General features: G+C 46.5%; 26 protein-coding genes, 1 tRNA gene and 1 riboswitch. Of the genes, 22 read left to right on the forward strand and 5 right to left on the reverse strand.

Going from position 1 to position 23536, the window contains the following annotated elements; all coding sequences use genetic code 11:
* The first annotated feature begins 13 nt into the window (after positions 1-13).
* The 3 genes from urtC to urtE are packed head-to-tail and all read left to right on the forward strand — an operon-like array spanning position 14 to position 2550.
* Positions 14-1105 (forward strand): urea ABC transporter permease subunit UrtC, encoded by a 1092-nt coding sequence (urtC, locus tag AC1DE7_RS00425; RefSeq protein WP_076319163.1) that lies wholly within the window; start codon positions 14-16, stop codon positions 1103-1105.
* Positions 1068-1877, forward strand: coding sequence for an urea ABC transporter ATP-binding protein UrtD (urtD, locus tag AC1DE7_RS00430; RefSeq protein WP_477533523.1), 810 nt, complete (start codon positions 1068-1070; stop codon positions 1875-1877). Before urtC ends, urtD begins: the two co-directional genes overlap by 38 nt.
* Complete coding sequence (urtE, locus tag AC1DE7_RS00435) at positions 1855-2550, forward strand: urea ABC transporter ATP-binding subunit UrtE (protein ID WP_127544204.1); 696 nt, start codon at positions 1855-1857, stop codon at positions 2548-2550. The genes urtD and urtE overlap by 23 nt, the downstream gene beginning before the upstream one ends.
* A 30-nt stretch (positions 2551-2580) precedes the next feature.
* Here the strand turns inward: urtE and AC1DE7_RS00440 are convergent, their stop codons facing one another.
* The 3 genes from AC1DE7_RS00440 to AC1DE7_RS00450 form a co-directional block, all read right to left on the reverse strand.
* The gene (locus AC1DE7_RS00440; protein WP_253506406.1) at positions 2581-3216 is read right to left on the reverse strand and encodes a nitrogen regulation protein NR(II); all 636 of its coding nucleotides are present in this window, start codon (positions 3214-3216) and stop codon (positions 2581-2583) included.
* A 27-nt stretch (positions 3217-3243) separates the two neighbouring features.
* On the reverse strand, positions 3244-3447 hold the full coding sequence (locus AC1DE7_RS00445; RefSeq protein WP_017690011.1) for a hypothetical protein: 204 nt from the start codon (positions 3445-3447) through the stop codon (positions 3244-3246).
* 265 nt (positions 3448-3712) lie between these two features.
* Positions 3713-4414: an urease accessory protein UreF gene (locus AC1DE7_RS00450; RefSeq protein WP_162158974.1), complete on the reverse strand. Its 702-nt coding sequence runs from the start codon at positions 4412-4414 to the stop codon at positions 3713-3715.
* Positions 4415-4857: 443 nt separating this feature from the next.
* On the opposite strand from AC1DE7_RS00450, the gene AC1DE7_RS00455 reads away from it, so the two are divergent.
* Positions 4858-4940: transfer RNA gene (locus AC1DE7_RS00455), tRNA-Leu, on the forward strand.
* Positions 4941-5087: 147 nt separating this feature from the next.
* On the opposite strand, the gene AC1DE7_RS00460 is transcribed toward AC1DE7_RS00455, so the two are convergent.
* Positions 5088-5567 (reverse strand): glutathione peroxidase, encoded by a 480-nt coding sequence (locus AC1DE7_RS00460; RefSeq protein WP_036610823.1) that lies wholly within the window; start codon positions 5565-5567, stop codon positions 5088-5090.
* A 372-nt stretch (positions 5568-5939) separates the two neighbouring features.
* Positions 5940-6115: riboswitch (cyclic di-AMP (ydaO/yuaA leader) on the forward strand.
* 118 nt (positions 6116-6233) lie between these two features.
* Here AC1DE7_RS00460 and AC1DE7_RS00465 point away from each other — a divergent pair.
* Positions 6234-6629, forward strand: a complete 396-nt coding sequence (locus AC1DE7_RS00465) for an HAD family hydrolase (protein ID WP_017690008.1) — start codon at positions 6234-6236, stop codon at positions 6627-6629.
* Between the two features lie 174 nt (positions 6630-6803).
* Entirely contained in the window at positions 6804-7487 is a 684-nt protein-coding gene (locus AC1DE7_RS00470) for an HAD family hydrolase (protein ID WP_076327258.1), read from the forward strand.
* Between the two features lie 104 nt (positions 7488-7591).
* Here the strand turns inward: AC1DE7_RS00470 and AC1DE7_RS00475 are convergent, their stop codons facing one another.
* Positions 7592-8887 carry an Nramp family divalent metal transporter gene (locus AC1DE7_RS00475; RefSeq protein WP_036611122.1) on the reverse strand — a complete coding sequence of 432 codons (1296 nt, stop codon included), beginning with the start codon at positions 8885-8887 and terminating at the stop codon, positions 7592-7594.
* Positions 8888-9287: 400 nt separating this feature from the next.
* Here AC1DE7_RS00475 and AC1DE7_RS00480 point away from each other — a divergent pair, with 400 nt between their 5' ends.
* From AC1DE7_RS00480 to AC1DE7_RS00555, 16 genes are all read left to right on the forward strand, one after another.
* Positions 9288-9707, forward strand: coding sequence for an organic hydroperoxide resistance protein (locus AC1DE7_RS00480; protein ID WP_036610819.1), 420 nt, complete (start codon positions 9288-9290; stop codon positions 9705-9707).
* Positions 9708-9917: 210 nt separating this feature from the next.
* Positions 9918-10163: a zinc ribbon domain-containing protein gene (locus AC1DE7_RS00485; RefSeq protein WP_036610816.1), complete on the forward strand. Its 246-nt coding sequence runs from the start codon at positions 9918-9920 to the stop codon at positions 10161-10163.
* Between the two features lie 99 nt (positions 10164-10262).
* The gene (locus AC1DE7_RS00490; protein WP_036610814.1) at positions 10263-10541 is read left to right on the forward strand and encodes a hypothetical protein; all 279 of its coding nucleotides are present in this window, start codon (positions 10263-10265) and stop codon (positions 10539-10541) included.
* A gap of 187 nt (positions 10542-10728) precedes the next feature.
* Positions 10729-11151 (forward strand): thiol-disulfide oxidoreductase DCC family protein, encoded by a 423-nt coding sequence (locus AC1DE7_RS00495; protein ID WP_036610812.1) that lies wholly within the window; start codon positions 10729-10731, stop codon positions 11149-11151.
* Between the two features lie 99 nt (positions 11152-11250).
* Positions 11251-12114 (forward strand): DUF6612 family protein, encoded by an 864-nt coding sequence (locus AC1DE7_RS00500; protein ID WP_253506412.1) that lies wholly within the window; start codon positions 11251-11253, stop codon positions 12112-12114.
* Positions 12115-12324: 210 nt separating this feature from the next.
* Positions 12325-12708: a VOC family protein gene (locus AC1DE7_RS00505; RefSeq protein WP_036610809.1), complete on the forward strand. Its 384-nt coding sequence runs from the start codon at positions 12325-12327 to the stop codon at positions 12706-12708.
* Positions 12709-12868: 160 nt separating this feature from the next.
* Positions 12869-14086 carry a nucleotide-binding protein gene (locus tag AC1DE7_RS00510; RefSeq protein WP_477533524.1) on the forward strand — a complete coding sequence of 406 codons (1218 nt, stop codon included), beginning with the start codon at positions 12869-12871 and terminating at the stop codon, positions 14084-14086.
* Positions 14083-15387 carry a TadA family conjugal transfer-associated ATPase gene (locus AC1DE7_RS00515; protein ID WP_127544236.1) on the forward strand — a complete coding sequence of 435 codons (1305 nt, stop codon included), beginning with the start codon at positions 14083-14085 and terminating at the stop codon, positions 15385-15387. Before AC1DE7_RS00510 ends, AC1DE7_RS00515 begins: the two co-directional genes overlap by 4 nt.
* Positions 15388-15427: 40 nt before the next feature.
* Positions 15428-16171: a type II secretion system F family protein gene (locus tag AC1DE7_RS00520; protein ID WP_051153986.1), complete on the forward strand. Its 744-nt coding sequence runs from the start codon at positions 15428-15430 to the stop codon at positions 16169-16171.
* Between the two features lie 12 nt (positions 16172-16183).
* The gene (locus AC1DE7_RS00525; protein WP_282319040.1) at positions 16184-17053 is read left to right on the forward strand and encodes a type II secretion system F family protein; all 870 of its coding nucleotides are present in this window, start codon (positions 16184-16186) and stop codon (positions 17051-17053) included.
* An 11-nt stretch (positions 17054-17064) separates the two neighbouring features.
* Positions 17065-17256 (forward strand): Flp1 family type IVb pilin, encoded by a 192-nt coding sequence (locus tag AC1DE7_RS00530; RefSeq protein WP_282319039.1) that lies wholly within the window; start codon positions 17065-17067, stop codon positions 17254-17256.
* On the forward strand, positions 17237-17914 hold the full coding sequence (locus AC1DE7_RS00535) for a TadE/TadG family type IV pilus assembly protein (protein WP_282319038.1): 678 nt from the start codon (positions 17237-17239) through the stop codon (positions 17912-17914). Before AC1DE7_RS00530 ends, AC1DE7_RS00535 begins: the two co-directional genes overlap by 20 nt.
* 91 nt (positions 17915-18005) lie before the next feature.
* On the forward strand, positions 18006-20123 hold the full coding sequence (locus AC1DE7_RS00540; RefSeq protein ID WP_477533525.1) for a hypothetical protein: 2118 nt from the start codon (positions 18006-18008) through the stop codon (positions 20121-20123).
* A 29-nt stretch (positions 20124-20152) separates the two neighbouring features.
* The gene (locus AC1DE7_RS00545) at positions 20153-21184 is read left to right on the forward strand and encodes a hypothetical protein (RefSeq protein WP_051447179.1); all 1032 of its coding nucleotides are present in this window, start codon (positions 20153-20155) and stop codon (positions 21182-21184) included.
* A gap of 11 nt (positions 21185-21195) precedes the next feature.
* A complete protein-coding gene (locus tag AC1DE7_RS00550) occupies positions 21196-21711 on the forward strand; it encodes an A24 family peptidase (protein ID WP_339287114.1) in 516 nt (171 codons plus the stop codon).
* Between the two features lie 94 nt (positions 21712-21805).
* Complete coding sequence (locus tag AC1DE7_RS00555) at positions 21806-23533, forward strand: DUF6382 domain-containing protein (protein ID WP_477533526.1); 1728 nt, start codon at positions 21806-21808, stop codon at positions 23531-23533.
* Positions 23534-23536 lie beyond the last annotated feature (3 nt).

Raw genomic sequence — 23536 nt, forward strand, 5'->3', positions numbered from 1 at the left:
AGGGGGTTAGTTCATGTCGGCATTACTCAAGACTGGCAGTCTGAAAATGAGAATCATCTGGGCGGTTGTACTGATCATGATGTGTCTTGCTCCACTAATCTCCACGGAGTTTCGTCTGAGTCTGTTAGCCAAGTTTTTGGCGCTAGCAATCCTGGCCATCGGTCTCGATCTGATCTGGGGATATGGGGGTGTGCTAAGTCTTGGGCATGGGGTGTTCTTTGGTCTGGGTGGGTACGCGATGGCGATGTATCTGAAGCTTCAGGCTAGTGGAGCAACGCTTCCTGACTTCATGGGATGGAGTGGTCTCAGTGGTCTGCCGTGGTTCTGGGAACCATTTCGCTCTTTCCCGGTGGCGCTGTTATTGGGGATAGCCCTTCCAGCATTGCTTGCCTTTGCTCTGGGGTGGTTTACGTTCCGCAACCGGATCACCGGTGTTTATTTTACCATCCTGACTCAAGCTTTGGTTCTTATTATGGTAACACTCTTTGTTGGTAAACAGGAATGGACGGGTGGGACAAATGGCATCACCGGATATAATTCGATCTTTGGTTTTACACTTCATTCCGCTGGAACGACGATTGCTCTCTACTATATAACGCTTGCTGTTCTGGTGATCGCGTATGTGCTCTGTCGTCGAATGGTGAACAGTCGGTTCGGCCAAGTGCTCGAAGCTGCGCGTGATGGAGAGAATCGGGTGCGATTCCTCGGATATGATCCGGCAGGATATAAAACGCTGGCTTTTGCTTTTTCCGGTGCGCTTGCAGGCATCGCGGGCATGTTGTTTGTTCTTCAGGTGGGTATTATCTCGCCATCGATGATGGGGATTGTACCCTCCATTGAGATGGTCCTGTGGGTTGCATTGGGTGGTCGCGGTACGCTTATTGGAGCGGTCATCGGAGCAGTGGTGCTGAATGCAGCCAAAACAGGCATAAGCGAGGCTTACCCTGAAGGGTGGCTGTTTGTCATTGGTGGGCTCTTTGTAACGGTAGTTTTGTTCATGCCAAACGGTATTGTAGGTGTATATCGTCATGTCGTTCGCTTGCTGAAGCGGAGAGGAGAGAGTGCGCATGTCCAAGTCACTCGGGAAAAACCTAAAGTCTACTGAAGAATCAGCGGTGTTGGTAGCCGAGGATATTACGGTGGCTTTTGGTGGGTTCGTTGCTGTCAAAGGCATGAACCTGAAGTTGCATGAACATGACCTGCATTTTTTAATCGGACCCAATGGTGCAGGGAAAACAACGATGCTGGATGTGATATGTGGCAAAACAAAACCCGTGTCCGGCTCGGTGAAGATGGCGGATGGCACAGAATTAACACGACTGAAGGAGCACCAGATTGTTCGCAAAGGTGTGGGACGAAAATTCCAGGCGCCATCGATCTTTGCAGGTCTGACGGTGCAGGAGAATCTGACGCTGGCGGCGGAGACTCGCCGTTCCCCTTTGCAAGCCATCGGTATTCGTCGATATGGGAAAATGAGTGCTGCCATGGAGCATGTTACCCTCCAGATTGGTCTGCAAGACCGCGTTGATGCTCGTGCAGGAGCGTTATCACATGGGGAGAAGCAGTGGCTGGAGATTGGCATGTTGCTTCTGCAGGAGCCACGGGTGTTGTTGCTGGACGAACCAGCCGCAGGCATGACGGATGAAGAAACACACAAGACCGGGCGACTTCTGCAAGAGATTGCGCGTGAACGCTCGGTTGTGGTGGTGGAGCATGATATGGAGTTTGTGCGAGAGTTCGCAGCCAAGGTAACGGTGATGCATGAAGGGAAACTACTGAAGGAAGGTACGATGGCGGAGGTACAGGCAGACCCGAAAGTGGCAGAAGTGTATCTGGGCAAAAGGAGGGATGACCATGCTGTCGTTGCAACGAATTGAATCCGGCTACGGGGAAAGCAATGTGCTTCGTGGTGTGAACCTGGATGTACAGCCCGGACAGGTGGTGTGTCTGATGGGTCGTAACGGTGTAGGGAAAACAACGTTGATGAAAACATTAATGGGGTTGCTCAAATCACGCAAGGGCAGTATTCAGTGGCAAAATCAGGAGTTATCCACCTTGGACTCAGCCAAGCGGGCAAGGGCAGGGATTGGTTATGTACCGCAGGGGCGGGAGATTTTCCCGCAGCTTACGGTGAAAGAAAACTTATTGCTCGGTCTGGAGACAAGTGCACCGGGAGTAAAAACGTTCCCGGAGGATGTACTGGCGATGTTCCCAGTGCTTGCTACGATGTATGGACGGCAGGGCGGGGATCTGAGTGGTGGACAGCAGCAACAGTTGGCATTCGCCCGGGCATTGGCTTCGCGTCCGGGGTTGTTGCTACTGGATGAGCCGACAGAAGGCATCCAGCCTTCTATCGTGGAGGACATTCGGCAGGTTATTTTGCAGCTCAAGGCAAAGGGGAACCTCTCGGTTCTGCTGGTAGAGCAGAGTATTGATTTTGTACGAAGTGCCGCAGATTACATCTATATCATGGACAAAGGAACCATAACCCTGCATGGGACACCGCAAGAACTGGATATGTCGCAGTTTGAACATCATCTCTCCGTATAGTTGTAGTTAGTCGGCGAGTGGAGAGAGGTTTCAGGAACGCTTGTCCAGGATATTCGAGTATTTCGGATATAACCGCCGGATGCATTCCGGACAGATGTCATGGGTGAATTCGGCGTGGGTATGCTTCTCCAGATAACTCTCAACGGAGTTCCAGTGTTCCTCTTCGTCCTTGATTTGTTTGCAGACGGCGCAAATAGGCAACAGTCCGCGCAATGTGCGCACTTCAGACAATGCCTTCTTCAATTGGTGTTCTGTCTTTCTTTGTTCGGTAATATCCATGTGTGCAATTAAAGCGAGATCGGTATCCAGAATTGAATTTGCATAAGATAGAGGGGTGAGTTCTACACGAAACCACCTCTTTTCGTTGTATACAGTATACACGCAGATGTCATATGTATGATTTCGATTAAAGGGTATTCCGCGTTCTTTCAAATTCTGTGCGACAAGTGCCATGTTAGCGTTCTTGCCTCGTTTTGCCCAGGCTTCCGTCAGATGCAGGTAATGTCTATGACTACTGTGTATATCCGGGTTTGGTGAGCATTGACCGAGTCCCTGTTGCCAGGCACGGTTACAACTTTGGATAATCCAATTGTCATCAACGATGATGAGCTGGTGACGTATGGACTGGAACGATAGCCTCTCCAGATCGGATGTAACATGTCTCATGGATGAGACCCTCCTTTGGCAGAAATCTTATCTCAGTTCATCTGGAATGTCCAAAATATCAGCGACCAGGTGCCTGAATCGGGTTGCTTTGCGTGTGCCGTGAATGAGATTGGATAAACGATAGGGTGGGATGCCATGCTGTTCACAAAAGGTCTTCTGGTCCACTTGAAGTTCGGTTAGCCGTCGTTTGATGGCCCATCCGAACGGAGTAACTGGTTTTTTCTTGTTCAAAAGGGTTCACCCCTGGTTAGAATGTAGTATTCAGCCGCCCTTTCTTCATGTAGAATATATAGAAATGCGAGCTGTATGTTTCATTATATACGTAAATTCGTCATCTAACAATTAAAAAAGACGGAAAAAAGTGTATTTTGTGATCATAAATGGCGTAAATGCGAAAATAAAACAAATAAAATGACAAAAAACACGTCGGCAAGGAGGTTGCCGCGTGTTTTTAGTTTGTCTGAATGAAGGGTAGTAGATATGAGGAGGAAGAGGATTAGGCCCTGTAGGCATGAAGTCCAGCTCCAAGCATATGGAAACTGGGGAAAAACGATTTCATGGACATCGAGGTTGGCTGTGCCAGTCCATCCGCAGCCGAGGCGCTGACGGTCTTCCATTCATTCTCCAGATCTGTGGCCAGGCGGACCATCAGATCCTTGGTTGTATCGTTGTTCAGGGGAATGACTTTGGAGGCTTCGGTTATGCAGGCATTCATGGCTGAATGCAGGTAACCAAGGACCGCCTCCTCGACCGGGATGTCGAGGTGGTGGTTAATCCAGGCGTGAACAGTGGAGAGGCAGCCAACCGAATCATATTTGGCAAAGATCTGTTCGAGCTGGCTGAATTCAATCCAGGGGTGCAGAGCGCGTGCGAGTCTGATCAATCGTTTACCCATGGCGGCAGCTTGTTCTCTGAGATCTCCAGGGGTTCGCTGAACATGGACAAGCTTGTCGATCAGAGCTATCCGCCATGTATCCTTGTGATCTGCTGCGGTATAGATGCCTTTGATGGCCATACCTTCAAGACGAACGATGCTCGGATGCAACTGACAACGCATGAATGATTCGAGATCTTCAGCATTACGAATGGTACCCTCCCTGATATGGATATCCATGCCGAAGGAATGGGTGAACCCTCCAACCTGAATAGAGGAATCAAGCAGTTTGACATAATCGAGCAGCTTATTCCCACGGTTCACAATCATTCGCCTCCTGTGTTCGTTAAATGTCACTTAAAGTGACATTTATATTCCTTTTTGTTTGCTTTATGTTTAAAAATCCGAATTATATGATAGTTATCATCCCATAAATGTCCGCTTTTTGTCAATAGTATCCGTGAAATTAATGGATTAAATCTGGAATTTAATATTTGTGTTATTTTATATAACTTATTGTGTTATTTATGTGGTGAAGTTCATGGAGGACTATATATAAGGAAGGACTATATATAAATGAATCAACAAGATCGGCTCTTACCGAAAAAGAGGGGATCAAATCTAATCATATGCAGTTCATGGGTAAAGATGACGAGATTATGCGATTTTTGATGAAAATGCCTAGCTGAAAAAGAAGTATTAAAAAATACTTTACTTTTAGTTCTGAATCCGGTATAATCAATTCTGTTGCCGATTATTTACGACATGCGGTCGTGGTGGAATGGCAGACACGCTATCTTGAGGGGGTAGTGGGCGTATGCCCGTGGAGGTTCGAGTCCTCTCGACCGCATCATATGAACGATTAAAAAGAAGCTTTCCATTAATGGGAAGCTTCTTTTTTTTGTCTTTTTCGAACAGTATGACATCTGGGTTGAAAAAAGGCCATCCATTACCGGAGGAATGTTGCTCTACCTTCCGGCTACGGGTGGCCTGTGTATTATTTTTGAAGTAAGTTCTTGATATCTTCTTCAATCTTGTCCGGTGTTGTTTTGGGAGCATAACGTTTAATGACCTGTCCGTTCTGATCCACGAGGAATTTGGTGAAATTCCATTTGATTGCTTTGGAGCCGAGCAGGCCAGGAGCCTCTGTGCTAAGGTGTTGGAAAAGAGGGTGGGCGCTTGAACCGTTCACATCAATTTTCTCAAACATGGGGAAGCTCACGCCATAATTCATCTGACAGAACTCGGCAATATCGTCGGAAGATCCTTTTTCCTGTGCAAACTGGTTGCTTGGGAAACCAAGCACTTCAAATGGAGCATCTTGAAACTTGTCTTGCAATTCTTGCAGACCTTTGAATTGAGGGGTAAGGCCGCATGAGCTTGCCGTATTCACAATCAGGAGCACTTTGTCACGGTAGTCGGACATTTCAACTTCTTGACCGCGAAGGGTATTCACTTTGTAATCGTAGACTGTCATCTAAATCGCCTCCATTTATTTACTCTTATATCTTCTATTATATTGGTTGCAATTAAATATTGCAAAACTAATATGGTGTTAAAAGAATCAAAACAGGCAAGTTGTGCAGAATACGTGAATGAATTGCGAAGTGATTTACGCCAGAGTGAGAATTAGATAGCCTTGAAGAGATAGATAGAGTATAACTTTGTTGTAAGCGTTATTATGGATAGGAATTGGCAAAAATCTGCCGATTTGGTGATCTGGGCGGACTTTACACCGACATGGCACGGGTGTATGATTCATAACGTAATTTCAATTTAAACTAAAATGTACTTGAAAAACGAAACAAACGATAATATCGCTCGATCTTATCCTTAAGATATACGAACGATGTTTTAATCGCTGAGTTTCCATTCATTAATGAATGGGAAACGGGGGAACCAACGGAATGCGCTGTCCAGGACAGTGGGCATTCATGGGGTGAATTTTCCGGTGACAGCCGGAAATAGGGCGACTCTCGCGCCCGAATCCGTCAGCTAACCTCGTAAGCGTTAAAGGGAGAGGCAACAAGCCGTACGCTGGTTCATGGTGTTTTCGCCATGGGTTATTTAAGAAGCGTTCGGGAGGCCTTGGTCCCCCACGCTTCTTTTTTGTTGTCTTTTCACGCCAAGGGAGGAACGAATGATGGATACTGAGATGATCTTAGTGACTGCTCCAAATGAAGCAGGACGTAAATTTATCAAATTGCTGATGTACAAAAAAATGCCGTTTGCCGTTCTAACCAACAGTGCAGGGGAAGAGCGAAGACTCCGTAGAATCGGAGTAGAACATGTCATTCGCATGAATACGGCTGCAGCTCAAAAATGGTTTTTGCCGCAGGGCAGCGTAGGCAACGTGTTTATTTTCGAGAACAGCCTGAATCTGACCTGTCGTTATTTACAGATCTGCCGTTCATGGACATCGAAATCCCTGTGCGTCATTACGGAGCAGAGTCATCCTAAGGGCATCTATCGGGGCATGGGCGCAGACCGAATTGTATATTCGCTCAATGGGGAAGTTGGCTTTCTCCTCAATGGTTAATGCCATAGCTTGTGATTGCTCAGGTGTAAGGTGCCTGTTATAATTGAATGTATTAGAATCAATTTCAGAATTTACTCAAGGTATTATGAAATTGATTCATCGATAAACGGAAGTTTGAGGAGACTCATGCAGGATGGTGAGTCTTCTTTTTTATGCTTACAAGGAGGAATTGGCGTGCCGGATGTAGGTGGATTGAAATGGTTGTTTTTTGATGTTGGAGATACGCTGGTGGATGAATGGGAGCCGGTTGATGATATTATCGGACAGTTTGTCCGTGAAGCTTGTGCTTTGGGGTATCCGGTGAAGATTGAGGCGGTACGCGAACTGTTCGCGAACTGTTACCGAAAATATGAGCAATGGCCTATGAGAGTGGCAATTCGCACATTTGTTGAAGACGAGGGGCATCAGAAACAGATTCAGGACAAGCTGAAGTTTCAAAAAGATCTTGAACGTCCTTTTCCTTCAGCAGATTTTGTTCTTCAGCAGTTGTCACGGCATTATCGCATTGGCATTATTGCCAATCAGAGTCCTGGAACGGAAGAGAGACTGGAGAGTTACGGCTTGCGGAAGTATGTTGATGTTCTGGCATGTTCAGCTGAAGAAGGAGTGTCCAAGCCAGACCCTGAGTTATACGCTGTGGCCTTGAAGCAGGCCGGTTGTGAACCGGAGGAAGCCGTCATGATCGGAGATCGGATCGATAACGACATTATACCTGCTCGGAAGCTGGGCATGCGTACGATTCGAATTATGCAGGGTTACGGAAGATTCCAGCCAGAGCTATCGGATGACCAACGTGCGGATTGGACTGTTGATTCATTGGATCAACTCCTGCCGTTACTGATGCCAAATCAGGATTAGATTCAGATGGTTGTTTATTGGATTGCAACAATAAAGGCTGATCAACTTGGGTATAGCATACCGGAGTTGATCAGCCTTTTAGTATTTAGCCAATTAAAATGAGATTAGAACAACCGGATCGTCTGAATGATCAGATATACATTCAGCACAACGATAATCGCGGCAATGACCCATGAGATGATTTTGAGCCACAATTTGTTGGCGAATGCACCCATGCTTTTTTTATCACTTGTGAACATCACCAGGGGAATTACAGCAAAGGGCAATTGAAGCGACAGCACGACCTGGCTCAAAATGAGCAGTTCTTCTGTGCCATGTTCTCCTGCAATGGCTGTCACAATTACCGCCGGGATGATGGCGATCAGACGTGTGACCAGTCTGCGCAGCCAAGCCGGAATTCGAATGTTCAGGAAACCTTCCATAACGATCTGTCCAGCGAGTGTACCTGTAAGGGTAGAGTTCTGACCTGATGCTAACAGCGCCACACCGAACAGAATACTTGCAACCGTAGTACCTAATAGAGGTGTCAGCAGATGATAGGCATCAGCGATCTCAGCAACCTGCGTCATACCAGCACTGTGGAATACAGCAGCAGATACAATCAGGATGGCTGCATTGATGAACAGGGCCAGTGTCAGCGCAATCGTAGAATCCATGGTCGAGTACCGAATGGCTTCTTTTTTGCCCTGTGGTGTCTGTTCGATCTGACGGGTCTGCACAATGGAAGAATGCAGGTACAGATTATGCGGCATCACGGTTGCTCCGATAATACCAATGGCAATATAGAGCATGGCCGGGTTTTGCAGAATCTCAACATTTGGTACAAAACCATGGAGAACACCGCCCATATCCGGTTTTGCCAGAAACAGATCAATCCCGAAGCAGAGGGCGATGGTTGCCATCAGCACAATGACGAGAGTTTCCAAAGCGCGGAAGCCTTTGTTTTGCAGAACAAGAATCAGGAGTACATCAACTGCGGTGATGATAACGCCGTATAACATGGGGATGTTAAATAACAGTTTTAATGCGATGGCAGAACCAATGACTTCAGCCAGATCGGTAGCTGCAATGGCAAGCTCACACAGAATCCATAACATCATAACAACAGGCATGCTAAATCGTTCACGACAGGCTTGAGCCAGATCCCGTCCAGTGACGATACCGAGCTTGCCAGCCAGCGACTGAAGGACAACGGCCATCAGGTTCGATAACAGGATAACGGATAACAAGGTATACCCGAACTGCGAGCCGCCTGCGATATCTGTTGCCCAGTTCCCCGGGTCCATGTAACCTACGGCAACAAGGTATCCTGGGCCTACAAAGGCGAGGAATTTCTTCCACCATGCAGCATTCTGCGGAACTTTCATGGAACTATGTGCTTCTCCAAGGGAAGGGGTCATGCCCGCAGTAGACAATGATTCTCTTGAAGGAGCGTTGAACGGATTTTTTTTACTCATACGATAATCACCTGACTTTGAATTATTGATTTGGAGATATTGATGCGGTACAAACCGCTCATGATATATCTAAATTTTTATGTTTATTGTTACATTGTACTCCTTCAATTATTTTTGTCTAGTGCAACTTTTATGTATCAGCACAAAATTTCGGTTGTAGCTTGAATATGCCCCTTCGTATATTACCCAACCTTAGGGAAAATACAGCCATGGCATTGAAATGCATGAAAATAATAAAGTTGTAAAAGCTGATAAAGATACAAAATTGCGTTTCAAAATGAGCCAGAAGTTTAAATTGAAAGGAAGGCAGTAAAAAACTATATGGATAAGGGAGAGATTCTGAATGGAAGCTTTATATACAGCAGTAGCGACAGTTAAAGGTGGACGTACAGGTTCGGTGACTTCTTCGGATGGCGTGCTTAAGCATGATCTGAAAATGCCAAAAGAGCTTGGTGGCTCCGGTGGTGAAGGTACTAACCCTGAGCAACTTTTTGCCGCTGGATATGGAGCATGTTATGAAAGTGCCCTTGCCAATGTAGCACGCAAAGCAGGTGTGAAATTGGAGGATGTGGTCGTTACAAGTAACGTATCCATTGGTAAAGACCCTGCGGATGACGGTTTCCAGCTGTCTGTTCGTCTGGACGTTAGCATGCCTGGTGTAGATCACAGTCAAGCAGAGGAACTGGCCCGCAAGGCGCATGATTTCTGTCCATATTCCAAAGCAACACGCGGCAACATTGATGTTGTATTAAACGTAGTTTAAGATTTGACTCCTGGTAAGTAAAGGGAACATATAGAGCAGGGTATCCCAGATACCTGATGTTCGACTACAAAGCCCTGCTGGCAATCGGCAGGGTTTTGTGTTGATTATCATATAAGGACATGATGCAGGAGATTAGATGCCAGATCGCGTACTATTTTACATAATTGCACTCTCACTTCATGCTACACATTCCATAAAGGGGGAACGAAGATGAGTATTGAAGAGATGATCGAGCGGCGATTTGTGTGCACAAAATGCAGGGGTACGGATTGTAACATTAAGGAAGTTTCCATGTCAGGAGCAGGCCTGAGTAAGATGTTTGATATACAGCATAATCACTACTTGTTCGTGGCTTGTGCTTCCTGCGGGTATGTTGAAGTATTTGATCCGGATGTCTTGAAAGGGAAAAAACAGGGACAGGTAGGGACGATTCTGGATATTCTGTTTGGCGGGTAGACATGCGCGAGTTGACATTGATCTGAATTTTCTTTAATATAACTTAGTACTGAGTAGTGTCATTGCATGAACCAAATTTGAATTAAACAGGTGATATCCATGTCTTATAGACCGCGTATTGCAGATTTAGAATTAGCTTATGGTAACAAGGAAGACGGATTGTATGAATTCAAAATGAATTTGGTAGACGGTACAAAATGCCGTGTATTCTACACCCGTTCCCCGGAATGGAAGATGACCAATATCAGCCGTCTGCAGAAAACCCCTTGTCCAGTATGTCGCAAAGATTTCATTTGCAAATGTATGGACCAGTGGGCAAGTGACCTGCATCAACAGATGATCGATGACCAATGGATGGAAAAGGCAGTTACGGAGTAATTGTCGGACAGATACGAGCGTGGGCACAATGCCTGCGCTCTTTTTCTTTTATTTCCCATTAATGCGTGTTCAAAAAGAGCGGTGTTCATTCTTTTTGAACTACCTCTAGAAATAAATTTAGAATTAGTGAACAAGATGGCCCAGATTGGGTAAGTTACTCTAACCGCAACAATAGGAGGCAGCCAATATGACAGCAAATCAAACAGATGTGCATCAGGGACATCCGATCGTACTGGTGGATGGTGTCTGTCACTTCTGCCAGGGCTTAACCAAATGGATTATCAAGCGTGACCCGGAAGGAAAATATCATTTTGCATCGCTTCAATCGGATGTAGCCAAGGAACTGCTGGCGAAGGGAAATTTGTCGACAGACAGTATGGACACCTTTGTTCTGATTGAAAATGGAAAATACTATACACGTTCAACCGCCGCACTGCGATTGGCTAAGGGTCTAAAGTTTCCTTATCCGTTGTTATATGTGTTCATCATCATACCGAAATTTATTCGTAATGCAGTCTATAACTGGGTTGCTCGCAACCGTTATCGCTGGTTTGGCAAGGATGAAGCGTGTATGTTGCCTACACCGGAGATCAAAGATCGATTTCTGTGAAAAAGTCTCGTGCGACACATTGTATCCAAATTTGATGATTAATAGCGGAAATAATTGGGTAATGACTACAGATCATATCTATTTTGGGAGGAAAACAACTTGAAGAAGTGGACTACATTAATTATCGGGGCATTATTAGCAGTAAGCTTGGCAGCATGCGGAAACGACACAGACAACACGGCAACGCCGCCAGCGACCAACAATGAAACATCTAATGAGGGTAATACACCTGCGGAGCAGGAAACAAAGATCCCTACCCTGGATGAGTTGATTACCAAAACGAATGCAGCAACCAAAGAAATGAAAAGCTTCACAACTGAAGCAAACATTGATCAGAATCTGAAACTGGATGCTGGTGAACAGTCACAGGATCAACAGGTTAAAACATCGCTCAAAATGGATATCATCAAAGATCCAATGATGATCTACCAAGAGATGAAAATGGAAATGTCTGGGCAGGAAGCGCAGAATGTAAAGCAATACATCACTTCAGATATGATCTATTCACAAGTGGGAGAACAATGGGTTAAAATTCCTGAAGCTCAAACCAAAGAATTGGTGGAGCAGATGAAAGCAAGCATGAATCCCGAAGGTGAATTGGAGCAATTCAAAAAGATTGAAGAAGATACTGAAGTGACCGAAGAAGGCGACAATTATGTGATTAACGCTGACGTATCCGGTGATAACGTAAAGGAACTGGCCAAAGCCGTGATGGAGCAAAACGGATCGAATGCCCAGACCCAAGCGATGCTTGAACAAATGAATATTACAAGCATGAAGATGAAATATATGATTAACAAGGAAACCTATCTGCCTGCAGGTACGGATGTAAACATGGTCATGGAGATGGAACAGAATGGACAGAAAATGACGATGGACATGAAGATGAACAGTACATTTTCTAACCACGATCAAGTGGAAGAGATCAAGATTCCACAAGAAGCATTGGATAGCGCTAAATAATTTGGTTATGCCAAATGTGCTGAAGATGATTTAATGCGGTAAGCAAGCATCAATGTATGCCGTTTGCAGAGCACCTCTGAACTAGATCTGTGTGAGCCGAGAGGTTTACCGGATTAGAATCAGGGGTGTTTTTCTGTTTAGCGGAGATTATGGTCAGGGTTCAAGGTGTTATAGTATAGTCATATTGAAGTAGAGAGGGGGATATAAAAGATGATTGAATATGCACACATCCACCATGTTAGTCTGGCTGTACGTGATCTGGAAATCGCGAAGAAGTTCTACTCGGGGTTATTAGGCATGCAGGAGATTGAACGTCCAGCCTTCCGCTCCACGGGTACATGGTACGCTATCGGCAGCCAGCAGCTTCATCTGCTTCAGCATCCGGAGGGTCACACGTTACGTGAGGCTGGGATTGATACTACAGACGGTCACTTTGCGATCTGGGTCACCAGTTATTCAGAGACTATAGCCTGGCTGGAGCAGCAGGGAATTGAGTATGAAGCGAGACCTGACAGTGTAGCTGGATTCGCGCAGATTTTTGTACTTGATCCGGACCGTAACATTATTGAGTTCGATTCACCGTACAACTCTTAAGGAAAAAGGGTTAGAATAAATCCCTTGCTCCCCCAGAAATTGTATGCTATATTATCCATACATTCATAGCACGTGACGGAAGCACCGTCCATATACTGCATATTCATGCGGTTATTGGACGGTGCTTTTTTGTGCTTTTTGACAGGGAGGGAAGGAGAAATTGATTGTACTGAAGGTTGTTCTGGTTTCAAAGGATAGGGATTACATTAGCGCTTGGATTGATTATGTACAGGGAAATTCGGCTGGTCTTCATGTGCGTTTCACAGCATTCTCCCAAGGGGATTCGTTCAAGGATCACATGAAAGAGCAAGAAGGTCGAGAATTACCGGATCTGGTTATTGCGGAACCGGAGTTTCTGAATGACTGGCTGAATAACGGGGGAGAAGTATCAGGTGTACCTTGGCTAATGCTTAGTGAAGGGATGGAAGAGGTGGATGAGGCCAAGCGGCTGATGAAATATCAACCCTTGCCTGCTTTGCTGGATGCTGTGATGCATGCTTGCCGGCAGCCACGCCGTAAGAAGGTTCACCATCCGGGGCAAGAGACTCTCTCCATCGGTGTAGTATCCGCTTCGGGTGGAAGTGGCAAAACGGCAGTGGCCTTGCATATGGCGAAGCAATTGGGACTTGCAGGATATGCTGTTCTTTATCTTAATCTGGAGACGCTGGACAGCACGCTCCCGTTTCTGGAAAAGGGACTAACTAGAAGTGGGCAGCGCCACCCGGATGCGGAGACGGGATTGTCCCGCTTGTTATACGATCTGAAGGTGGGCAGGAAGGAATCCGGCAAGCAGTTACAGGTACAATCGAAGGGCGTAGACGGATATGTGGTCCGGCATGAAGCGCTGAAATCCGATGTGTTCTGGCCATTATCGAATCGGAAAGAACTGTTGCAAATGACTCGTGAGGATACGTCGAATCTGCTTCGTTATTTAACGGATTGTGGACAGTATGACGTGCTGATTCTGGATGGGGATTCCGGTTGGGATGGGCGCAGTGAAGGGGTGCTGGATGCAACAGATGCATTTGTCTGGTTGGTTGAGGATGATATATCTGCCATGCATCGATGGGGACAATGGTTACAGCATGCTGAGCGTACGAAGCCAGATTTGTACGAAAGTATGCTCGAGCGTTCACGCTTTGTGGTTAACAAATATCGGGACAATGTCGTCAATGTACTCCCACGCCCTGATCTGCATCTGGATGCAGTGTTGCCCTATATTCCTTCTTGGAAGCAACTCAGTCAGGAGGAAGTCATGCTTAGTTCTCCGATCTTCCAACGTGAAGTGAAGAGATTATGTGCCATGCTGGTACAAGATGGCGAAGAAGAATTGAAGCAGACGGGACGAATTCAGAAGCAGGATCGGTGGGCACTATGACGGATTCATCCAATAGAATACTGGATCGTGAAGAACAGTTTCAGATGATGCGCAGGGAAGTCAGGGCTGGCCTCGATTTAACCTCTTCCGCAGGAGATGATGAACTGTGGCAGGGGATAGAACGCAAAGTTCTTACTGACCCGAAGCTGGATGATCTGACCTCAGGAGAGCGTCATACGCTGGTACAGCGATTATTTGACTCCTTTCGTGGATTGGATATTTTGCAGCCACTTGTGGATCATCCCGATATTACGGAAATTATGATCAATAGTCACAAGGAGATTTTTGTGGAGCAGGAAGGTGAAGTCAGCCAGATCACCCTTGAATTTGAGTCAAGGGAACGGCTCGAGGATATCATCCAGATGATTGTGTCCGGGGTAAACCGGATTGTGAATGAGTCTTCTCCAATCGTAGATGCCCGTTTAAAGGATGGTTCGCGGGTCAATATCGTGTTGCCTCCTATTGCCTTGAAAGGCCCCACGATGACGATTCGTAAATTTCCCAGTGAACCGATGAAGATGTCCGATCTGATTGAAAAGGGAGCCCTGCATGAAGAAGCGGCAGAATTATTGCAGCAGTTGGTAAGGAGCAAATACAACATCTTCATTGGAGGCGGGACCGGATCGGGAAAAACGACCTTTCTGAACGCATTATCACAGTTCATCCCTGCCGATGAGCGGATTATTACCATTGAGGATTCGGCTGAGTTACAGATTGTTACGGTACCCAATCTGGTATCGCTGGAAACGCGGAATGCAAACACCGAAGGCAAGGGACAGATATCTATTCGGGATCTGATCAAATCTTCCTTACGGATGCGTCCGAACCGGATTGTGATTGGGGAAGTCAGGGGCGCAGAAGCGCTGGATATGTTACAGGCCATGAACACTGGCCATGATGGATCTTTGTCTACAGGGCACGCGAATACCATCTCGGACATGATTAGCAGACTCGAAACGATGGTGCTTAGCGGTGCCGATCTTCCTATTGCGGTTGTAAGGCAGCAGATTAGTTCAGCAATCGATATTTTTGTACATCTGTCCCGGCTACGAGACCGCTCACGGCGGGTGACAGAGATTAGTGAAGTGATTGGCATGCAGGACGGTGAGGTTATGCTGAATCCACTGTTTCGTTTCCAGGAACAAGAAGAGCGTGAAGGCAAAATTATTGGCGGGTTAGTACAGGTTGGAAGGTTGAATCAGGTGGATAAAATTCAGATGGCTGGGCTCGGGGAATGGCTGGATGAATACATAGAACAATATAGTGTTGATATAGATTCATCAGATAACAACGTGAATTAAAGCCATTGGAAGGTGATTACTGTTGGGTGAAGCCAGACAGATGTTGACGGATTACACCGTATATACGCTTTCCCGGAGACAACGAATGGTCTGTATGCTGATTAGTGGTCTGCTGTTTTTTGGCATCGGAATTCTGTTCTACCATCACTGGTTGGCTGGAGCGATCCTGGCTGCGGGTTGCATATGGGTACCAAAACATTGGACTAAAGTGCTGTTGGAACGAAAAAGAATGACACTCAGTTTACATTTTAAGCAAGCATTATATGCATTATCTTCGGCACTGGCAGCAGGAAAATCGGTGGAAAATGGATTCAAGGAATCCGTAGAGGATCTGCGGATGTTGAACCCGGAAGCGGATACCGATCTGATTCGTGAGTTCACGATATTGCGGACACGGATGGAGTATGGACAACCAATCGAAGAGGCACTACAGGATTTTTCGGATCGGGCGCAGATTGAAGATATTACGAACTTTGCAGATGTGTTCATTACGTGCAAACGAACTGGCGGGGATCTGGTTGAGGTTGTGCGTCGTACCTCTGCGGTGATTGGTGAGAAGCTGGACATTCAGCAGGATATTATGGTCGCGGTATCGCAGAAAAAGTTCGAATCAAAGGTGATGTTTGCCGCTCCATTTATTTTTCTGATATTCCTCAATCTGACCGCCAAGGACTTTATGGAGCCGTTATATAGCGGGATGGGGTACCTCATCTCTAGTGGTGCATTGGCAGTACTGGCCTGCTGTTATCTGTGGGTTACTCGAATTATGGATATCAAAGTATAAGGAGCTGAAACGATGCTGCTTCCCGTTATAGTCGCAGGGATGCTCGGAGCGGGATGGCTGGTGCTGGATCGAACCCGGGGACAGACCTACCGGCATCTGCGCAAGCTGGATATGGAAGGATTACGACTGAAGAAATTGCATGGACCTTTCCTGTTTCTATTGGACAAGTTCGAGATTGGACGCAGATTGCCTGTGCTCATGTTTCGAATGCAACATGCCATTCAGAAAATGTATGGCATACAGCACAGTGGGGAGAAAACGATGCTCTATTGTGCTGAAATGCTGACCTATACGTGGCTCATGTTGCTGATAGGTTGTCTGTTAACACTCGTTGGAGATATGGGCATTGGAGGCATGGTAGGTGGACTTGCGTTGGGTATCGCGTTACCTTTTGCACTCTATAAAGACCTCAATACCAAGGTCCAACGAAGAGATCAGGACATCCTCATGGAGCTGCCCGAGCTATTGAATCGAATTGTTCTGCTGGTAGGCGCTGGGGAGACCGTTCAGCGTGCCATCGTTCACTGTGTGACAAGCCAGGGAGAACGGGATCATCCGCTGTACAACGAACTCAGAAAGACCGTGGGAGATTGGAATAATGGTTACTCATTTCAACAATCATTTGAACAGTTCAGCCGCCGCTGTGGCGTGCAGGAAGTGACGATTTTCACGACGACGGTACTGCTGAATTTCCGGCGTGGGGGAGGTGACTTTGTATTGGCGCTGCGGGATCTGTCACATGTGTTGTGGGAGAAACGCAAGGCTGTTAGTCGGTCGAAGGGAGAACAGGCTTCTTCCAAACTGGTGTTTCCGATGGTACTAATCTTTTTTACGATTGTGGTCATGATCGGGGCACCTGCTTTTATGATGATGAATATGTAGGAGGAATTGGGATGATGGAAGTGTTAAAAAACAAGGTAAGCGCATTTTGGAAAGAAGAGGACGGACTCGGCACGTTGGAGCTGATTCTGATTATCGGGGTTATTATCATTATTGCGCTGTTATTCAGGAAGGAAATTGAACGCATAGTAACGGGTCTTCTTAACAAGGTGGACACAAAAAGTAATGATTTTTTCCCGGGTTAACAGGCTGAAAAAGGAAGAAGGGAGCTTCACCGTTGAAGCCTCCCTGATCTTCCCTGTCGTGCTGTTTATTCTTGTGTTGTTGCTCTTCTTTACCATGTACATGTATCAAAAGACATTCCTGAATCAACATGCTTATGCGGCTTCCGAACGTTCAGCCTATAGCTGGGACAACAGCCACAAACAGGCGATGACAGGTGAATATGGTGTTGGAGAACATGACAATCTGTACTGGAGACTGACGGACGATCGTATGCTTGGAGCACTGTTTGGTTGGGCGGGAGCGGATAATCAGGTTAGCGTCTCTATACCTGGTGGTGAAGGTGGCAATCTCTCGGAACAGAAATTAGCACAAGCGGTGCAACATATGCCCTCAGCTATGAAAGGAACGATTGAGTATCAGAATTCTCTGATTCAGCGGAAAGTAACAACCAAGCTGGAACAAGTAATATCTTTGCCTCTTCCTTCTTTTTTGTTCGATTCAGGTAACCGTGTCCTCACTCAAGGATCGTCCGCAGTGGTTGAACCGGTTGAATTCATTCGAACGGTAGATTTAATCCGGTATTATGCAGCCAAGTTTAAAGGGAAAGGCGGTGCGGCGACCAGTACAGCGGCAGAAGCCGGACAGGTTGTGCAGCATTTTGGCAAAAGCAAAAAGTGAGAAAAGGAGGAGGGCGGAGCTGTTTAGAAAAAAAGACGGTGAGTCGGGGGCCGTAACCCTTTTTTTAATATTAATATTGGCCGGAGTTTATATGTTTGTCGCAATATTTATTGATTACGCTCGTATAGCGGCATTCAAGGTGCAGACCGAACGCATGACTCATGCTGCGATGAGATCCGTCATGTCAGCCTATGACACATCACTCCGGGAGTATGGTTTATTCGGGTATGGGGACAGCGGTGGGGATGCAATTATGGCTAAAGTGTTGAATGATAGCGTGAAGCCTTCAGCTGTAAAAGATGGATTTCCCATTCTGGATATCCAGTGGGATACAACTTCGCTGAGCATGGAGCGTGAACTGGGCGGATACGATATATTTAATCGCCAGATTCAGGAGGATATGAAGTATCGGGCTCCGGTTGATTTTACCCTTGAAGTGATCAATCGGTTCAAACCGATATCAGACGAGATGAAGGAAGCTGCACACACGGTAGACTTGCTGAAAAAATTACAGAAGTTATATGACAAACGTGAAGAATTACTGGATGAAGCCATTGCTAATCAGACGGAATCCGCGGAGAAACTGAAGAATCTTCCGAAGTTGATCATGGACCCGCCTTCACCGGCCATCTATGAAGAGATGCTGGAAGATACACCAGAGACAGCTGCCGAGGCAGCTGCACGTTATGCAGATTATCTGAACAAGAAACAGGCGGATGAGGGGCTGCCGTTCAGAGAGCAACAATACATATTGGAACTGGCTCGTTATCGGACTGGTGTTGGTAATGTGGTGACAGGCATCAGCATGATCATACAGCCCGCGTTACAGGCCCATCAAACGAAGCTGGAGAAAGCACAGTCCAAAATCGAAGAAGCGCGCAAGATCAATGAGGAAATGAAACTTGTGATCGCGGAGGGGGAGAACCGTTCGCAGAATGCGAGCTATGACAACGTCGGCAACTCGAATTTGCCTGGGACGAGTCCTGCATCTACTGGATCAGGCAGTGAAGCTAAAAGCACACGTTCTCTTGCTTCGGAGCTTGTGAGGGCAGATAGCCTATTTGATCAATTGAAGGCACGGGTTGTTTCCCAGAATTCGGACTTCTCTAACGTCAGAAGAGACAACATGGAATTGAATACACAGCTTCGCAGTGTCATGGCCATGAGCGGTGTTCCGATTAAACCGACGGTCAGACAGGCAAGTCAGGTTACGGAACGATATATGGACACCTATGTACGTAGCGGTCCTGCCAATCTCATCCAACAGAGTAAACAGCAGCTGGAGAGTGGTCGTGGGTCGGATGCCCAGCGCAAAGCAAATGACAAAGAATCCAAAGGGAAATTGAAGGAAGTCAAACGAATCTTGTCGCAGATTCAGAATGGAAGCTCGGGTTCCATGGACGCTTTCAAACAGTTGGAGGAATATTACAACGCTAATATTGCTTTTAACGAGGCTAGTCGTGAGGAAGCCAAAAAGGCAGAGATTGCTGGAGATCCCTATGACTCTGGTGGCGATGCCATGAAGGGGATGGACAGTTTGTTTGGCGGGATGTCCGGTCTGCTGGACAGTCTTGGCGACGAATTGTTTCAGAATGAATATGCTTTAGCCTATTTCAACTCCATGGATTTTGGTCAGTTATTTACCTGGACTGAAGGTAGTGGAGATGCTGGTGATGTTTTCAAACTGGAGAATCAGGAACTGGAGTATATCGTCTACGGGTTTCATAATCCTTCGGGTAACATCGCTGCGGCATATGCGGAGATATTTGGTATGCGGCTGGCTATTCGGACGGCAGAAGGGTTAATTGAGCACAGCAAGCTTGGGAATCCACTTCTGGTTTTATCGGCGGCAATCTTATATGGGATTACAAACGCCATCGCGGATATGGTGAAACTAGCAAAAGAGGGCAGTGTGGAATTGTCCAAGTATATCAAAGTCAAACTGACGTACAGGGACCATCTCCGATTGTTCCTATTGATGCATAGCAACAATGAACGCAAAATGTCCAGAATGCTGGCGCTAATTCGATTGAATACCGGTGTGAATCCAGATGAGAAACAGACGTATGCTTCGGGTAACATGCGTAGTAGCATCAAGCTGTGGTTTTTACCAGGGGTGGTTAAAAGCATAGGTGCAGTTATGGGTAGTGAGGATCAGGTTGAAGATGGGCGATTTTTCATTGAGCGGAAGGCGGATTATTCCTATTGAATAATTAGGATCGTTTCGGTGGAGGGATTATGGATAAGCAGCAACATTATGAAAAAGAAAGCGCACAAAAGCAGATTCGTTTAACACGAATAATCAGATTGCAGCGTTTGAAGTCTCTCAAAAAGCAGATATGTTCTCCAAAAAAGGAACAGGGTAGCATGGTTCTGGAAGCTTCACTGGTGTTACCTGTCTTTCTATTCTTTATCATGTTTCTCATCTTCATAGTGCAAATGACTCTAATCTCCACAGCGTTACAGAGCACGGCGGGTGAAGCGGTGAAGCAATTGTCAACGAAAATATATCCCGTATCCCTTGCATTCACACCTTCTGATTCTGCCGGCGGAGAAGGTTCAGGAGGGGGCTGGAAGATACCAGAGTTATCACTGACGGAATGGGCAGAAGGTTATGCTTCTTCTCTACCCGAGCCTTTAAGTGATTGGGTACGTTCAGCGGCCGCCAGTGGTGAACAGCCACTACAGGAGATCAAAACATCCGTCTTGGAAACCGTACTTGATCCCACGGTAAAACCGCTGCTTCAACCTTTTATCGAGCCAACGCTGCTTAATATGGAACGTGTTCATGTGAATGGTATTTCGATACCAGATCTCAAAAACAAAACAAATCCATACTTCCGACTTGAACTGAGTTATGAATTGCCTATAAAAGTCCCCTTTCTCAGTAAACCACTTCGGATTCAGGCTGCTGCGGCAGAACGGGTATGGATTGGAGATACCGGAGAAGGATCAGATGGCAGCGCAGGAGACGGGGATACTGCGGGTTCAGCAACGGTACTGTCGAAGCCTGACCCGGCATACATAGGCAACAATGCAACGATCAAGGTGAAGGTAGAACCAGGAGCGACAGCCAACTTAACGATATTTTACAAGTCAGGTGAAAGTTCTGCGAAGCACATCGGCTGGGCCACCGCAGATGAGAATGGAATTATTGAATGGAATTGGTTTGTTGGTACTCGGACAACAGAAGGAACATGGAGTTTTGTTGTCGAGACAGGGGACGGTGCCAAGACGGAGACTACGTTTACCGTGGCCTCCAGAAAATAAGGAAGGGAATGATGGAGGTGGAGTGGTTTTATATTGCCTGTGGCATATACGTCATTGCAGCTTTTATTACAGATATTCGTTCAATGAAAATTCCAAATCGATTGACTTTACCCGTGACTGTTGCTGGCGTATTGGCCCATATCATATGGGGAGGTTGGGATGGTTTCTTGTTTTCAGCCGCTGGATTTGCAGCAGGTTTTGGCATTTTGTTTCTGATGTATGCGATTGGAGCCGTAGGGGCAGGAGATGTGAAATTGTTTGGTGGGATTGGCGCATGGACGGGACTTGCTTTTGGCATGCATGTCATTATTTACTCCGTTTTGTACGCGGGCGCAATTGGTCTAGTGATACTTCTATTCCGTAAAGATTCAGCGAAGAGAATTCGAGGCATGGCAGGTAGTCTTGCAGGTTTTTTTATGCTCGGTTCGCTCAAGCTGGTAAACAAAGAGAAGACATTGAAGTTTCCGTTTATGCTGGCCGTATTGCCCGGGTTTATCACGGTCCTTGTCTCAGGACTTTTCCCTTAAGTGAAGGAGTAGAGAAATTTGAGAATAACAATGGAAAGAGAGGATTGGCATGTATGGACTAACGAGAGATTTTATTCGTAATGGTGGGGCTTTCATGGTTTTGGAGAAAGCAGACGGGTTACGGATGGAGGAATTGAGCCGTGTACAGATGGGGATGTTGTCCTCCAATCAGATTCCGCGACTTCTTCCTGTTCATATTCGGGAAGTCGATCGAAATGTAACTTTGCAGTACGACATATCAGGGTACAAGATGTTATCTCAGATGTTAAAGTCAAGCAAAATCAAATTGCGTGTTCTGTATGGTTTGTTGTTCCAACTAGCCGATGCCTTCACGGAATGCCGACAGTATATGTTGGAGCCTCGTAAATTATTGATCCAGGAAGAGTCTTTGTTCATTAACGGTTCATTCGAACAGGGTGAGCTTGGGATAGTATATGTTCCAATCATGGATACAGTTGAAGTTGATCCAACGCCTCAGCAATTCCGTGAGCTAGTGATCAGGCTGATGGCACATGTACAGGAACTGCAGGGAGAAGGCATTCAGCGTGTTCTGCAGTTATGTGACAACGAACGCTGGGATATCAGACAGTTGCGCGAGCTTCTGCTGGAGTTATACGCTGACGAGCAAGAGAATGGAGGAGGCGCAGCATTTCTCTCGTCCAGAACTTTGGACACACCCAATGATTCAAGAGGTGATCTTCATTCGTCGATTTCTGAGCGAGATAGCAGGCTAGCCACTGGTACTTCTCGGCCATATCAACTTGGTGCTCCCGTTCAAAATGCTCCTGTGGGGCCGCAACTAAATTTCCGTCAGCCGCAGAAAACAAGTGAATTCGAGGTTGAAGACATTCCGGTGAGATCTCGAACCTTTCCAGGCAGGCGTTCACCTGAGCAAGTTCCATTAGAGAGTTCAAACGGTATGGATAAGAAAGGAAGTAACTCGTATGATTCGCTAGAGCGTGTTGATATGGAAGTGGAGGAGAAGCCCGGATCTTCCAAAGTAACTTATATCATACTGGGCTGCATGGTTGCCATGGCAGTGGTATGGAGATTTATTTACATGGAGCAACCGGGACAGACACAGATGATCCTGTGCATGGTACTCAGCCTTGGCTTGCTTGGTGCAGCAGGATGGACTTGGAAGCGTAAGGGAAGCCCTCATAATGCCTCAGAGAATAAGCGGTCTTTTTCATTCAATTTAGGTAAGAACAAAGGTAAGCAGACGGATGATGAAGAGGAGCAATTTCAGGAGAGTTGGCGCTGGAATGCAGCTGAAAGGCCAGTGGAACGCATAAACCAAACGGTTGCATCCGCCTCAGAAGGTGGTAGCGAGCATTCCCGTTTTCAAAATTTGCATATGGCATCTGAACACTCCGAACCACCGTTCGTTCAACGCCATGTGGAAACGGTAGCTTCAACTTCAGAGCTAATTCGACAGGATGCAGTTGCAGAGGCAACCGTGAATTTGCAGAATCTGAGTGGAAGTAATGTTACAGGGGCAGGCCCGGTGATGGCGTCTTATTATCTTGAACGAAGATCGGGAAGCAGTGAGCAACATGAACGGATGGATGTGCAAGGAGCATCTTTCGTCATCGGAAGATCAGCAGACATGGTTCAGTGGGTGGACACAGCGACCGGGGTGTCCCGTGCTCATGTGGAATTGAGCCGGAACAAATCGGGCTATGTGATTAAGGATCTGGGTTCCGTCAATGGAACCATTCTTCAGGGCAATATTCTTGCTCCGTATAAGGAGTATCCATTGGCGGATGGAGACACATTTACACTTGCAGAATCTGTTTACACTTATCGGTCGGTTGGATAAGGC

The sequence above is a fragment of the Paenibacillus sp. 10L310 genome (genome assembly GCF_056395745.1).